This is a genomic window from Pseudomonas sp. S2_A02 (assembly GCF_054668495.1).
Window position 1 is genome coordinate 2810764 of record NZ_CP162776.1, and the last position, 12863, is coordinate 2823626.

Annotated in this window: 12 protein-coding genes; 4 read left to right on the plus strand and 8 right to left on the minus strand. The window is 57.8% G+C overall.

The features are described from left to right. Positions 1 to 7: 7 nt before the first annotated feature. The 3 genes from dnaJ to grpE all read right to left on the minus strand — a co-directional run bounded on the left by dnaJ (position 8) and on the right by grpE (position 4015). Positions 8 to 1132, minus strand: coding sequence for a molecular chaperone DnaJ (gene dnaJ, locus AB4O41_RS12970; RefSeq protein WP_367374125.1), 1125 nt, complete (start codon positions 1130 to 1132; stop codon positions 8 to 10). A gap of 297 nt (positions 1133 to 1429) precedes the next feature. Continuing rightward, the gene (gene dnaK / locus AB4O41_RS12975; protein ID WP_030128089.1) at positions 1430 to 3346 is read right to left on the minus strand and encodes a molecular chaperone DnaK; all 1917 of its coding nucleotides are present in this window, start codon (positions 3344 to 3346) and stop codon (positions 1430 to 1432) included. Between the two features lie 102 nt (positions 3347 to 3448). After that, entirely contained in the window at positions 3449 to 4015 is a 567-nt protein-coding gene (gene grpE / locus AB4O41_RS12980) for a nucleotide exchange factor GrpE (protein WP_095631217.1), read from the minus strand. A gap of 241 nt (positions 4016 to 4256) precedes the next feature. Here grpE and recN point away from each other — a divergent pair, with 241 nt between their 5' ends. After that, complete coding sequence (recN, locus tag AB4O41_RS12985) at positions 4257 to 5930, plus strand: DNA repair protein RecN (RefSeq protein ID WP_460147985.1); 1674 nt, start codon at positions 4257 to 4259, stop codon at positions 5928 to 5930. Between the two features lie 75 nt (positions 5931 to 6005). Here recN and fur read toward each other — a convergent pair whose 3' ends face one another. Beyond that, the gene (gene fur / locus AB4O41_RS12990; protein ID WP_003197684.1) at positions 6006 to 6410 is read right to left on the minus strand and encodes a ferric iron uptake transcriptional regulator; all 405 of its coding nucleotides are present in this window, start codon (positions 6408 to 6410) and stop codon (positions 6006 to 6008) included. 97 nt (positions 6411 to 6507) lie between these two features. On the opposite strand from fur, the gene AB4O41_RS12995 reads away from it, so the two are divergent. After that, positions 6508 to 7035 (plus strand): outer membrane protein assembly factor BamE, encoded by a 528-nt coding sequence (locus tag AB4O41_RS12995; protein WP_305483410.1) that lies wholly within the window; start codon positions 6508 to 6510, stop codon positions 7033 to 7035. A 61-nt stretch (positions 7036 to 7096) separates the two neighbouring features. Here the strand turns inward: AB4O41_RS12995 and AB4O41_RS13000 are convergent, their stop codons facing one another. From AB4O41_RS13000 to AB4O41_RS13010, 3 genes are read right to left on the minus strand one after another with little or no spacing between them, the layout of a single operon-like run. After that, on the minus strand, positions 7097 to 7411 hold the full coding sequence (locus AB4O41_RS13000; protein WP_460147986.1) for an RnfH family protein: 315 nt from the start codon (positions 7409 to 7411) through the stop codon (positions 7097 to 7099). Then, the gene (locus tag AB4O41_RS13005; RefSeq protein ID WP_052965683.1) at positions 7404 to 7838 is read right to left on the minus strand and encodes a type II toxin-antitoxin system RatA family toxin; all 435 of its coding nucleotides are present in this window, start codon (positions 7836 to 7838) and stop codon (positions 7404 to 7406) included. The genes AB4O41_RS13000 and AB4O41_RS13005 overlap by 8 nt, the downstream gene beginning before the upstream one ends. A 7-nt stretch (positions 7839 to 7845) precedes the next feature. After that, a complete protein-coding gene (locus tag AB4O41_RS13010; protein WP_460147987.1) occupies positions 7846 to 9249 on the minus strand; it encodes a sodium-dependent transporter in 1404 nt (467 codons plus the stop codon). Positions 9250 to 9367: 118 nt separating this feature from the next. Here AB4O41_RS13010 and smpB point away from each other — a divergent pair, with 118 nt between their 5' ends. Continuing rightward, complete coding sequence (smpB, locus tag AB4O41_RS13015) at positions 9368 to 9850, plus strand: SsrA-binding protein SmpB (protein WP_007900551.1); 483 nt, start codon at positions 9368 to 9370, stop codon at positions 9848 to 9850. Positions 9851 to 9992: 142 nt separating this feature from the next. On the opposite strand, the gene AB4O41_RS13020 is transcribed toward smpB, so the two are convergent. Then, complete coding sequence (locus AB4O41_RS13020; protein WP_460147988.1) at positions 9993 to 10760, minus strand: GntR family transcriptional regulator; 768 nt, start codon at positions 10758 to 10760, stop codon at positions 9993 to 9995. A 262-nt stretch (positions 10761 to 11022) separates the two neighbouring features. On the opposite strand from AB4O41_RS13020, the gene AB4O41_RS13025 reads away from it, so the two are divergent. Continuing rightward, entirely contained in the window at positions 11023 to 12714 is a 1692-nt protein-coding gene (locus tag AB4O41_RS13025; protein WP_367374121.1) for a lactate permease LctP family transporter, read from the plus strand. Positions 12715 to 12863: the final 149 nt, after the last annotated feature.

The following is a 12863-nucleotide window of genomic DNA, read 5'->3' on the forward strand; positions in this document are numbered from 1 at the left end:
CGACTCCTTACAAATCGCCGAAGAAGCGCTTCACGCCTTCGAACCAACCGGTGGTTTTCGGCGAATGACTGTTGTCGTCCGCCAGAGAGCTTCTGAACTCTTCCAGCAATTCGCGCTGACGACGACCCAGGTTGACCGGGGTTTCGACCGCTACACGGCACATCAAGTCGCCAGCACCGCCACCGCGAACCGGCGCAACGCCTTTGCCGCGAACACGGAACTGCTTGCCGGTCTGAGTTCCTTCAGGGATCTTCAGCTTGACCCGACCATCAAGGGTCGGAATCTCCAGCTCGCCACCCAGCGCCGCGTCGACGAAGCTGATGGGCACTTCGCAGAACAAATGCTTGCCGTCACGCTGAAAAATCGCGTGCTCGCGCACATTGATCACCACGTACAGATCGCCGGTCGGACCACCCTGGGCGCCTGCCTCGCCTTCACCGGACAGGCGAATACGATCACCCGTATCGACACCGGCTGGCACTTTCACCGATAGGGTCTTGTACTCTTCGACACGACCTTCACCGCGGCAAGAATCGCACGGATCGGAAATGATCTTGCCCTGGCCATGGCAACGTGGGCAGGTCTGCTGCACCGAGAAGAAGCCCTGCTGCATGCGTACCTGACCGATACCGCCGCACGTCGGGCAAGTGACCGGAGAGGAGCCTTTCTTGGCGCCCGAGCCGTCGCACGGCTTGCAGTTGACCAGTGTCGGAACGCGGATATTCACGGTCGTGCCGCGCACCGCTTCTTCCAGGTTCAGCTCCAGGGTGTAACGCAGATCGCTGCCGCGCTGAGCGCCGCCACGAGCACCGCCGCGACCGCCACCGAAGAAGTCACTGAAGACATCGCCAAAGATATCGGAGAAGTTCTGACCGCCAAACCCGGCACCGCCGCCACCCATGCTCGGATCGACACCGGCATGACCGTATTGGTCATAGGCCGCGCGCTTGCTGGAATCGGACAGCACTTCGTAGGCCTCGTTGGCCTCCTTGAACATATCTTCCGACGCTTTGTCATCGGGATTACGGTCCGGGTGGTGCTTCATCGCCAGGCGACGGTAGGCCTTTTTCAGGTCCGCTTCGCTTGAACCACGCTCAACACCCAATACTTCGTAATAGTCACGCTTTGCCATAAGTCTTTGCACTCTTAAGGACGTTCGGCAAACCTCTCCTGAGCCTCGCCAAACTCGTTGAGCCCCAATACAGGCCCGGACCCAACTCACGTCAATTCAACGATCCTGGTCTTTGATTCATTGCGGTACTTTCAGCTCGAAAAGCAGGAGCATTTCCGGCCATACCACCAACATCCGAACGTTGTCGCATGCTGTAAAAATTCGCTTACTCCAGACACGCCAACGCGGGAGCAAGCTCCCGCGCGGCGACATCCTACCAGTCACCGCCTGAAGGCAGTCAACCGGGTGACCAACAACTTACTTGTGGTCTTTGACTTCTTCGAACTCGGCATCGACAACATCGTCAGCCTTTTCAGCCGATTCGTCTTTCGGCGCCGCGCCTTCAGCTGGCTGAGCCTGATCAGCGTACATTTTCTGAGCCACTGGCGCGGAGACCTTGGACAGCTCTTCAACCTTGGCTTCGATAGCGGCCTTGTCGTCGCCTTTGATGGCGGTTTCCAGGGCAACTACAGCGGCTTCGATTGCAGTCTTCTCTTCAGCGCTCACTTTGTCGCCAGCATCAGCGACCATTTTGCGCGTCGAGTGAACCAGGGCATCGCCTTGGTTGCGGGCGCTGGCCAGCTCTTCGAACTTGCGGTCTTCTTCAGCGTTCACTTCAGCATCGCGAACCATCTGCTGAATTTCTTCCTCGGACAGACCGGAGTTGGCCTTGATCACGATCGACTGAGTCTTGCCGGTAGCCTTGTCTTTCGCGCCGACGTGCAGGATGCCGTTGGCGTCGATGTCGAAGGTCACTTCGATTTGCGGCACGCCACGTGGTGCTGGTGGAATCTCGGCCAGGTCGAACTTGCCCAGGGACTTGTTCTGTGCGGCTTGCTTACGCTCACCTTGCAGCACGTGAATGGTCACTGCGCCCTGGTTGTCGTCGGCAGTCGAGAACACTTGCGATTTCTTGGTAGGAATCGTGGTGTTTTTCTCGATCAGCGCAGTCATCACGCCGCCCATGGTTTCGATACCCAGGGTCAGCGGGCTGACGTCGAGCAGCAAAACGTCTTTCACGTCACCAGCCAATACTGCGCCCTGGATAGCAGCACCCATGGCAACAGCTTCGTCAGGGTTGACGTCTTTACGTGCTTCTTTACCGAAGAAATCGGTCACCAGTTTCTGAACCAGTGGCATACGGGTCTGACCGCCGACCAGGATCACGTCGTTGATCGCACCAATCTCGATACCGGCATCTTTCATGGCGATGCGGCAAGGTTCGATGGTGCGCTGAACCAGGTCTTCAACCAGCGCTTCGAGCTTGGCGCGGGAGATTTTCACGTTCAAGTGCTTAGGACCGGTAGCGTCTGCAGTGATGTACGGCAGGTTCACGTCGGTCGACTGGCTCGAGGACAGTTCGATCTTGGCTTTCTCAGCGGCTTCTTTCAGGCGCTGCATCGCCAGCGGGTCACCCTTGAGGTTCATGCCGCTTTCTTTCTTGAATTCGTCGACGAGGTAGTCGATCAGACGAATGTCAAAGTCTTCACCGCCCAGGAAAGTGTCACCGTTGGTGGCCAACACTTCGAACTGGTGCTCGCCATCGACTTCAGCGATTTCGATCACGGAAACGTCGAAAGTACCGCCGCCCAAGTCGTAAACGATCACGGTGTGATCGCCTTTCGCCTTGTCCATACCGTAGGCCAGTGCGGCTGCGGTTGGTTCGTTGATGATACGTTTAACGTCCAGACCCGCGATGCGGCCGGCGTCTTTGGTGGCTTGACGCTGGCTGTCGTTGAAGTAGGCCGGAACGGTGATCACCGCCTCGGTCACTGGCTCGCCGAGGTAGTCTTCGGCGGTCTTCTTCATTTTCTTCAGAATTTCAGCCGAAATTTGTGGCGGTGCCATTTTCTGGCCGTTCACTTCAACCCAGGCGTCGTTGTTGTCAGCCTTGACGATCTTGTAAGGGACCATCTGGATGTCTTTCTGTACGACTTCTTCGTCGAAACGACGACCGATCAGACGCTTCACCGCGTATAGGGTGTTATGCGGATTGGTCACGGCTTGACGCTTGGCCGACTGGCCAACCAGGATTTCACCGTCGTTGGCATAAGCGATGATCGACGGCGTGGTACGCGCGCCTTCAGCGTTTTCAATAACTTTGGCTTTGCCGTTTTCCAGCACGGAGACGCAGGAGTTGGTAGTCCCCAGGTCGATACCGATAATTTTGCCCATGTTCACTCTCCCGAAACTTTGGATTTGGATGCCGCAGTAGTGGTGGCTGACTGCGGTAGCACTTAAACGCTTGACTTCTAAATGGGGGCCTTGCGGCTAATTTCAAGCCTGCTCGTCAATCGAAGGCGAAACCGGTGCAGGTGCCTTGCTGACCACGACCATGGCCGGGCGCAGCAGGCGACCGTGAAGCTGGTAGCCCTTCTGAAACACCTTGAGCACGCTGTTTGGCTCGACATCGGCGCTTTCCTGCATGGCCATCGCCTGATGATGCAAGGCATTGAAGGGTTCGCCTTCAGGATCGATCGCTTCCAGGTGATAGCGTTTCAGGGTGTCCTGGAACATTTTCAGGGTCAGCTCGATCCCTTCGCGCATCGGACGAATGTTTTCGTCGTCAGGGTTGGATAGCTCCAGACCGCGCTCCAGGCTGTCGATGATCGGCAGCAGGTCGCCAGCGAACTTTTCCAGGGCGAATTTGTGAGCCTTTTCAACGTCCTGCTCGGCACGGCGGCGGACGTTCTGCAGATCGGCGGCTACACGCAAAGCCTGATCCTGCGCACCAGCCAATTGCTCTTCGAGCACTTGTACACGAGCCGCCAGGTCTTCACCCGAAGCCTCGGGGCCCTGGTTGGCGTCTAGATTTTGCGTATCCACTGTCTGTTCGTCAGCCATAGATTTCTCCTTCCAATATCGTCCGCGAGCTCAACTCGCGCTTCTGCCCCGGTATATGGGGCCGCAAAATTCAGCTTCAAGGGCTATTTGATGATTACCCCTACAAAAAACAGCTGCATTGTCATTCCTCACCGCACTAAGGATTTCCTTCGATCAAGCAAATCGACCTAAGAGAGGGCATTGTCAGCCCGAAACAAAACACTGTATAAATAACCAGACCTAAAGCTTGGGAGCGGCCTTTATGCTGGTGCACCTGTCCGTACACAACTACGCCATCGTTGAACATCTCGATCTCGAACTCGATCGCGGGATGAGCGTGATCACAGGGGAAACCGGCGCCGGCAAGTCGATCATGCTCGACGCCCTGGGCCTGACCCTGGGCGATCGTGCCGACAACGGCGTGGTCCGCCCGGGTGCCGACAAGGCCGATATCCTGGCCACCTTCGACCTGATCGACATCCCGGAAGCCAGCGCCTGGCTGGCCGAGCGCGACCTCGAGAACGACGGCCCGTGCATTCTGCGTCGAGTAATCACCGCCGAAGGGCGCTCGCGCGGCTACATCAATGGCACCCCCTGCCCTCTCGGCGACCTGAAGGCCTTGGGCGAGTTGCTGATTGATATCCACAGCCAGCACGAACACCAATCCCTGCTCAAAACCGATACTCACCGCCGCCTGCTCGACGAATACGCCGGTGCCACGGACCTGGCTCGCCAGGTGCAACTGGCCGCCCAACGCTGGCGCCAGACCCGCCAGGAACTGGAACGCCTCTCCAACTCCGGCGACGAACAGCGCGCTCGTCATCAGTTGCTCAGCTACCAACTCGAAGAACTGGAAAACCTCGGCCTCGGCGAAAACGAGCTGGAGCAGCTGGAACAGGAACACAAGAACCTGACCAACGCCGAAACCCTGCTGGGCATTTGCCGGCAAGTGGTCGAACAATGCAGCGAAAGTGATTCCGGCAACGTATTGAATGCACTCACTGCCAGCCTTAACCGCCTATCGAGCGTAAACAATTCAATCGGCGCCCTGGGCGAAGCCAGCAGCCTGCTGACCAGCGCACAGATTCAGGTTGAAGAAGCCGTGGGCGAGCTGAACCGCTTTCTCGACAATTTCGACGCCGACCCGGCCCGCCTTCAATACCTGGAAGAGCGCCTCGATGCCATCTACACCCTGGCGCGCAAACACCGCATCCAGCCGACTGAAGTCGCCGAGATGCAGCAGAGGCTACTAGATGAAATCGAAACGCTGAACGCCAACGACGAATCCATCGAACGATTGAGCGATGAACTGGCCTCCTACGCCCGCCATTATCAGGAGAAGGCTCGGGAGCTGAGCGACTTGCGGCATCAAGCCTCAAGCAGCCTGGCCAGTGCCGTGGAACAGGAAATCCAGCGCCTGGGCATGCCCGGCGGCCGCTTCACCATCGAACTTCGCCCCAACAGCAGCGACGAACTGCTGCCTAACGGGCTCGAACAGGTAGAACTGCTGGTGAGCGCCAACCCGGGGCAACCGTTGAAAGCCCTGGCGAAAGTGGCATCGGGTGGCGAACTGTCGCGTATCAGCCTGGCGATTCAGGTGATCACTGCACAGACCTCGCGCGTACCGACCCTGGTGTTCGACGAAGTGGACGTGGGTATCGGCGGCCCGACCGCCGAGATTGTCGGCCAGTTGCTGCGGCGCCTCGGGGAGCGCGGGCAGGTTCTGACCGTGACTCACTTGCCTCAAGTAGCGGCGCAAGGGCATCAACATCTATTTGTACACAAGGTGCGCGGTGAAGACGCCACGCATACGGCCGTATCCAAACTGAGCAAGACCGATCGTGTCGAAGAAGTGGCACGAATGCTGGGCGGCATCGACCTCACCAAGGAATCACTGGCTCACGCGAAAAAGATGGTCGTTACCGCGAAAATTTAAGAATGACAGAAAGCACGAAGGCGACCCTGGGGTCGCCTTCGTTCGTTTCGCGAACCTGAAGTTCGCGCGACATGCTTACTTTTTCTTGCGCACGTACAGTACAAGATTGTGATCAACCATCTCGAAGCCATACTTGTCGACGATTGCTTTCTGCAGCCGCTCGATTTCTTCGTCGAAGAATTCGATCACTTCACTGGTTTCGACGTTGACCATATGGTCGTGATGCTTGCCGTCGTCCAGCTCGAAGACCGCATGGCCTCCGTCGAAGTTGTGCCGCACCACAAGGCCAGCTGCCTCGAACTGGGTCAGAACACGGTAAACCGTGGCCAGACCGACGTCCTCACCAGCCTCCATCAGCGCCTTGTAGACATCCTCGGCACTCATGTGGCGTTGCTCGGCGGAATCGAGCATTTGCAGAATTTTGACCCGTGGAAGGGTCACTTTGAGGCCGGCTTTGCGTAGTTCGCTATTTTCAACCATGGTCAGCTTTCTCGCGATGCTGCTTCGCAGCTTCTCTTAATGCGGGTATGATCGGCGTTTACGTTGTCCCAGCCAAGATAGTGGAAGTCGCCCACCGATGCAAAACACCAAGCTCTTGCTAACCAGTTTCACCTTTGTGGGACTGCTCGCACTCGCCGGTTGTTCATTCCCCGGGGTTTACAAAATCGACATCCAGCAGGGCAATGTCGTCACGCAGGACATGATAGACCAGTTACGCCCGGGAATGACCCGCCGGCAAGTACGGTTTATCATGGGTAACCCTCTGCTGACCGACACGTTCCATGCCGATCGCTGGGATTATCTCTACAGCCTGCAACCGGGTGGCGGTGAACGCCAACAGGAACGCATTAGCGTTATCTTCAACCCAAATGACCAACTTGTCAGCCTCTCTGGCGATTTCATGCCGGGCGTGAGCCGCGACGAAGCCATTCTCGGCAAGGACAGTGGCACTACCGTGACCACCCCTGCAGAAAACGCCGAGAAGCCGAAGCCAGAAAAACCGGTCAAGCCAGGTTCGTTGCTGGACCAGATCCAGAAGGACGTGGACAACGTAGAAACCGTTCCAGTCCCGACGCCAGAACCGCTGGAAACTTCGCCGCAATAATTTACGACGCAATAAAAAACCCGGCATGTCCGGGTTTTTTATCGTCTGGCGTTTAATCGGATCACTGATTCCGGGCTTTGGCCTCGGCCGCTTTGGCGGCGCGTAACCGGCGAACTTCTTTTGGATCGGCAAGTAAGGGCCGGTAAATCTCGAGACGATCCCCTGCCTGAACCGGACGGTTGGCCGGCTCAGAAATCACTTTGCCAAAGATCCCAACCGGACAACCGGCCAGATCCAACTCAGGGAATTCGCTATTCAGGCCGGATTCGAGCAACGCATCTCGCACCGTTGCGCCCACCGGCACCGTTACGGTCAGCAGTACCTGACGATCAACAGCGGCGTACACCACTTCGACCTTGATCATTGCCTCAACCATGCATCTGTTTCGCACGCTGGCAAAACGCGTCCATCAGTGTGTTCGCCGCCTGATTGAACAAAGGCCCCAACGTCGCACGCACCAGCGGTCCCGAGTAGTCGAACGACAAGTCCAGACTGATCTTGCAGGCCTTCTCGCCTAACGGCTTGAACACCCAGACGCCGTGCAACTGGCTGAATGGACCTTCCTCGAGGTTCATCTCGATCGAACGCCCTGGCACCAGGGTGTTACGTGTCACGAAATGCTGACTCAGGCCACCCTTGGCCACGCCGACGCGGGCACGCATAAGCTCAGGCGTGCTTTCCAGGACTTCCGCCGACGAACACCACGGCAGGAATTCGGGATAGCGGGCCACGTCGTTGACCAAGTCATAAAGCGCTTGTGCAGGATACGGCAGCAGGGCCGAACGTTGAATGTGTGTCGTCATGTCAGCGTTACTTCCACAGCTGGGCGGCAAATACTACGAGAATGCCGATGGGCGCCACATAGCGCATCAAGAACAGGGACAGGGCGAACAGCACCGGACGGCGGATCGACAACTCATCGCGCACCGCTTCACGCCCCATCACCCAGCCCGCAAACATCACGAAACACAAACCACCGAGTGGCAACATGATCCGCGAGGTGAAGAAATCGATCACACCGAAGAAGTCCAGACCACCGGCTGCTCCCCATTGATAGAGGTGGAACAACCCGCCTTCGTTCACGAAAAACTTGGCTTCCTTCCAGATATTGAAGGAGAACACAGTGCCCAGACCGACAAACCAGCAGGTGAATGCCAGCCAGAAGGTGACCCAGGCGCGGCTGATCTTCGTGCGTTCAACCAGGTAAGCCACCATCGGTTCGAGCAGGGAAATCGCCGAACTCCAGGCCGCAATCGCTACCAGCACGAAGAACACTACGCCCATCAACTGGCCGAACGCTACGTTGCCAAATGCAAATGGCAGGCTGACGAACATCAGGCCTGGACCTTCGCTCGGGTTCAGGCCCGCAGCAAACACAATCGGAAACAATGCCAGACCGGCCACCAGGGAAACGAAGGTATCGAGCAGCGCCACGCCGACCACAGTCCCGGAAATCGACGAACTCTTCGGCATGTAAGCGCCGTAGATCATGATCGAGCCGACGCCCACACTCAGGGAGAAGAAAGCGTGCCCCATCGCCGGCAGCAAACCGTCGAGCACTTTTTCCGGATGAAAGTCGAACATGAAATGCACGCCTTCCATGAAGTGGCCGGTGGTCATGCTGTAACCCAGCAGCACCAGGATCATTACGAACAGCAGCGGCATCATGATCCGCAGACTGCGCTCCAGGCCGGCGACCACACCTTTGGCGATCACCACGGCGGAGAGGAGCATAAAAACCGTATGCCAAAGTGTCAGACGCCATGGGTCAGCGATCACATTGCCGAAGTACGCGCCGACCTGATCAGGCGTTACACCCTGGAAGTCGCCACGCCCCATGTCGATGATGTAGTCCAGCGACCAGCCGCCGACCACGCTATAGAAAGACAGGATCAGCAACGCCGTGATCATCCCGGCAAATGCGCCCCAGGACCACTTCGCCGAATGCCCCGCTTCCAGCGCCAGGACTTTCAAGGCATTGGCCGGGCTCTGCCGTGCGCGGCGGCCGATCAGGGTTTCGGCCAGCATCACGGGCATACCGATCAGCGCGATACAGGCCAGGAACATCAGCACGAAGGCCCCGCCACCGTAGACGCCGACCATGTAAGGGAATTTCCAGATACTACCCAACCCCACGGCCGAACCGGTCGCGGCGAGTATGAAGACCCAGCGGCTAGCCCAACTGCCGTGGACAGAAACCTTGTCTGTCGACATCGTTATCACGCCCAAGCGATCAAAAAAGAGGCCGCATTGTCCGGGATTCAATCAACCTGCTCAAGCACGTAGCGTCACCGTAGCCGACTTGCTTGCAACTCCCTATAATGCCGCCCCTATGGCTAAACAGAAGAAACACCCAACAGGGACCATCGCGCAGAATAAAAAGGCGCGACACGATTACTTCATCGAGCATAAGTTCGAGGCTGGTCTGGTCCTGGCCGGCTGGGAAGTAAAAAGTTTGCGGGCAAGCAAGCTACAACTGGTTGACAGTTACGTATTGCTCAAAGATGGCGAAGCTTGGCTGCTCGGCAGTCACATTACGCCGCTGATGACTGCCAGTACGCACGTCATCGCTGATCCGACCCGCACCCGAAAATTGCTGCTCAACCGGCGCGAGCTGGAAAAGCTGGCCGCTGCCGTGCAGCAAAAAGGTTACGCCTGCGTATGCCTTTCCTGGTACTGGAGCAAGCACATGGTCAAGTGCGAGATCGCTCTGGGCAAGGGCAAGAAGGAATACGACAAGCGCGATACCGAACGCGAACGCGACGCCGGTCGTGAGTTGCAGCGCGCGGTGCGAAACAAGGGTAAGGAAGACTAGTTCTTTCGCCTTCAGATCGCTTTCGCGAGCAAGCCCGCTCCCACATTATCCGTGGATGCCGACATTTATGTGGCAGACCCGGAACCTGTGGGAGCGGGCTTGCTCGCGAATGCAATCGTCCAATCACCACAGAACTAACTGACTACATCCCCTTGCGCCGCTCCGCCCGAGCCACGCGCTGCACTTCCTGACGCACTTCTTCCAGTACTTCCTGCACATACAAAATGTGTCGACTGGAAACTTCCCGCGCCTGCTCCGCCCGACCTTCGATAATCGCCAGATACAATTCTCTGTGCTGCGCAATCAGCATGTCGCGGGTTTCAGCACGCTGCTTGTACATGCCGCCGATGTTGGTCACCACGTTGCGTTTGAGCAGGTCGAACAGGCCACGAATGGTGTGCAGCAACACCGCGTTATGACTGGCCTCGGCGATCGCCAAATGGAATTTTGCATCTGCCGCACCCTCTTCCATCCGCCCCACTTCGTCATGGCGCGAATAGCAGTCTTGCAACTCGTCGAACGCCGCCGTCAGCCGCTCGCGATCCACGTCCGTGGCGCGCAATGCCGCGTAGTAAGCACAAGATGCTTCCAGCGTATGACGAAACTCCAGCAAATCGCGCTGGGCATCGGGGTTGCTTTCCAGCAGATGCAGCAGCGGATCGCTGAACGTCGAGCCCAGGGATTCCACCACATAGTTACCACCGCCCTGACGGCTGACCAGCAGACCTTTGGCCGCCAGTTTCTGAATCGCTTCGCGCAACGAAGGGCGTGACACGCCGAACTGCTCGGCCAACGCACGCTCCGCCGGCAGGCGCTCGCCGGCCTTCAACGTACCCTCGAGAATCATTCCTTCGAGTTGCTCGACAATATCGTCAGACAAACGGCGCTGCCGAATCTGATCAAACCCCATCACTCAATTCTCCACGATCCCGGCGGCTCGCCGGGCTCTCTATTCTGGCCTATCGGCGCTGCACCAGCACCTACCAGACGACGCTTGATCGAACGAATCAGATGCGTTCTGCACCGCTTATTCGACAAAAGTTTTAGGGCGGCAAATTGACACACCGCATACAAGGCTTTTACCCTAGCCAACAGCGATTGTAAATTGGTATTACCAATTATCCAAGAACGCTGACCAGTGCCTGACCAACAACAATTAGGGGCCACCCCATATGCAAACCTGGCAACAGCTCTACAGCCCGCTCGGCAGTCTCGGCGTGTCCGCACTCGCGGCCGTCATCCCCATCGTATTTTTCTTCCTGGCTTTGGCCGTGTTCCGCCTCAAAGGCCACGTGGCCGGCAGCATTACCCTCGCGCTGTCGATTGCCGTGGCAATCTTCGCGTTCCAGATGCCGGTCGATATGGCCTTCGCGGCAGCCGGCTATGGCTTCGCCTACGGCCTATGGCCGATTGCGTGGATCATCGTGGCAGCGGTGTTCCTGTACAAACTGACGGTCAAGAGCGGCCAGTTCGAAGTGATCCGCAGCTCGGTGCTGTCGATCACCGACGACCAACGCCTGCAAGTGCTGCTGATCGGTTTTTGCTTCGGCGCCTTCCTTGAAGGTGCCGCCGGTTTCGGCGCACCGGTAGCGATTACCGCCGCGCTGCTGGTAGGGCTGGGCTTCAACCCGCTGTATGCCGCTGGCCTGTGTTTGATCGCCAACACTGCGCCGGTGGCCTTTGGCGCATTGGGGATTCCGATCATCGTCGCCGGGCAAGTCACCGGTATAGACGCGTTCAAGATTGGCGCCATGGCCGGTCGGCAACTGCCATTGTTGTCGGTGTTCGTGCCGTTCTGGCTGGTGTTCATGATGGATGGCCTGCGCGGCGTTCGGGAAACCTGGCCTGCCGCACTGGTGGCCGGTTTGAGCTTTGCCGTCACCCAATACTTCACTTCGAACTTCATTGGCCCGGAGCTGCCGGACATCACCTCGGCGCTGGTCAGCCTGATTTCTCTAACCCTGTTCCTGAAAGTCTGGCAGCCAAAACGCGCTGCAGGTGCACACATCGTCGGTGCCGTCTCGGCTTCCGTGGTGTCCAGCGCCGGTGGTTTCGGCCAGAAACGCACCACCGTGGCTTCGCCTTACAGCCTGGGAGAAATTTTCAAAGCCTGGTCGCCGTTTCTAATCCTCACCGTGCTGGTCACGATCTGGACACTGAAACCGTTCAAGGCCATGTTCGCTGCAGGTGGCTCGATGTATAGCTGGGTGTTCAACTTCGCTATCCCGCACCTGGATCAAATGGTGATCAAGATCGCACCGATCGTGACCGCACCGACGGCGATGCCGGCGGTGTTCAAACTCGATCCGGTTTCCGCGACCGGCACGGCGATTTTCTTCTCCGCGCTGATCTCGATGCTGGTGCTGAAGATCAACCTGAAAACTGGTCTGACCACTTTAAAAGAAACCTTTTACGAACTGCGCTGGCCGATCTTGTCCATCGGCATGGTGCTGGCGTTCGCCTTCGTCACTAACTATTCGGGCATGTCGTCGACCATGGCTCTGGTCCTGGCAGGCACGGGGGCGGCATTCCCGTTCTTCTCGCCGTTCCTCGGCTGGCTCGGCGTGTTCCTGACCGGTTCCGATACTTCGTCCAACGCACTGTTCAGTTCGCTGCAAGCAACCACTGCGCACCAGATCGGCGTCAACGACACCTTGCTGGTGGCGGCAAATACCAGCGGCGGCGTGACCGGCAAGATGATTTCGCCGCAATCGATCGCCGTGGCCTGCGCCGCGACCGGGCTGGTGGGCAAGGAATCGGATCTGTTCCGCTTCACCCTCAAGCACAGCCTATTCTTTGCAACGATCGTCGGCCTGATCACGTTGGCTCAGGCCTACTGGTTCACCGGCATGCTGGTGCACTAAGAACTACACGCGACACGGAAAAAACCGACGCCGGGTTACGCCCCAGGCGTCAGCTATTCACAACCGGGTCTGCAAGGCTGCTGAAAGCTTCCCTCTCTATATTCAGCAGCCTCAGCGGACGGATAACCGGGACCACCCGGAGACACGCC

Excerpts from the sequence above, each read along its gene's own strand:
- AB4O41_RS12995 (WP_305483410.1), top strand. The coding sequence starts at position 6,508 with ATGCAAAACACCAAGCTCTTGCTAACCAGTTTCACCTTTGTGGGACTG.
- AB4O41_RS13025 (WP_367374121.1), top strand. The coding sequence starts at position 11,023 with ATGCAAACCTGGCAACAGCTCTACAGCCCGCTCGGCAGTCTCGGCGTG.
- AB4O41_RS13000 (WP_460147986.1), bottom strand. The coding sequence starts at position 7,411 with ATGGTTGAGGCAATGATCAAGGTCGAAGTGGTGTACGCCGCTGTTGAT.
- AB4O41_RS13005 (WP_052965683.1), bottom strand. The coding sequence starts at position 7,838 with ATGACGACACACATTCAACGTTCGGCCCTGCTGCCGTATCCTGCACAA.
- grpE (WP_095631217.1), bottom strand. The coding sequence starts at position 4,015 with ATGGCTGACGAACAGACAGTGGATACGCAAAATCTAGACGCCAACCAG.
- smpB (WP_007900551.1), top strand. The coding sequence starts at position 9,368 with ATGGCTAAACAGAAGAAACACCCAACAGGGACCATCGCGCAGAATAAA.
- AB4O41_RS13010 (WP_460147987.1), bottom strand. The coding sequence starts at position 9,249 with ATGTCGACAGACAAGGTTTCTGTCCACGGCAGTTGGGCTAGCCGCTGG.
- dnaK (WP_030128089.1), bottom strand. The coding sequence starts at position 3,346 with ATGGGCAAAATTATCGGTATCGACCTGGGGACTACCAACTCCTGCGTC.
- AB4O41_RS13020 (WP_460147988.1), bottom strand. The coding sequence starts at position 10,760 with ATGGGGTTTGATCAGATTCGGCAGCGCCGTTTGTCTGACGATATTGTC.
- recN (WP_460147985.1), top strand. The coding sequence starts at position 4,257 with ATGCTGGTGCACCTGTCCGTACACAACTACGCCATCGTTGAACATCTC.
- fur (WP_003197684.1), bottom strand. The coding sequence starts at position 6,410 with ATGGTTGAAAATAGCGAACTACGCAAAGCCGGCCTCAAAGTGACCCTT.
- dnaJ (WP_367374125.1), bottom strand. The coding sequence starts at position 1,132 with ATGGCAAAGCGTGACTATTACGAAGTATTGGGTGTTGAGCGTGGTTCA.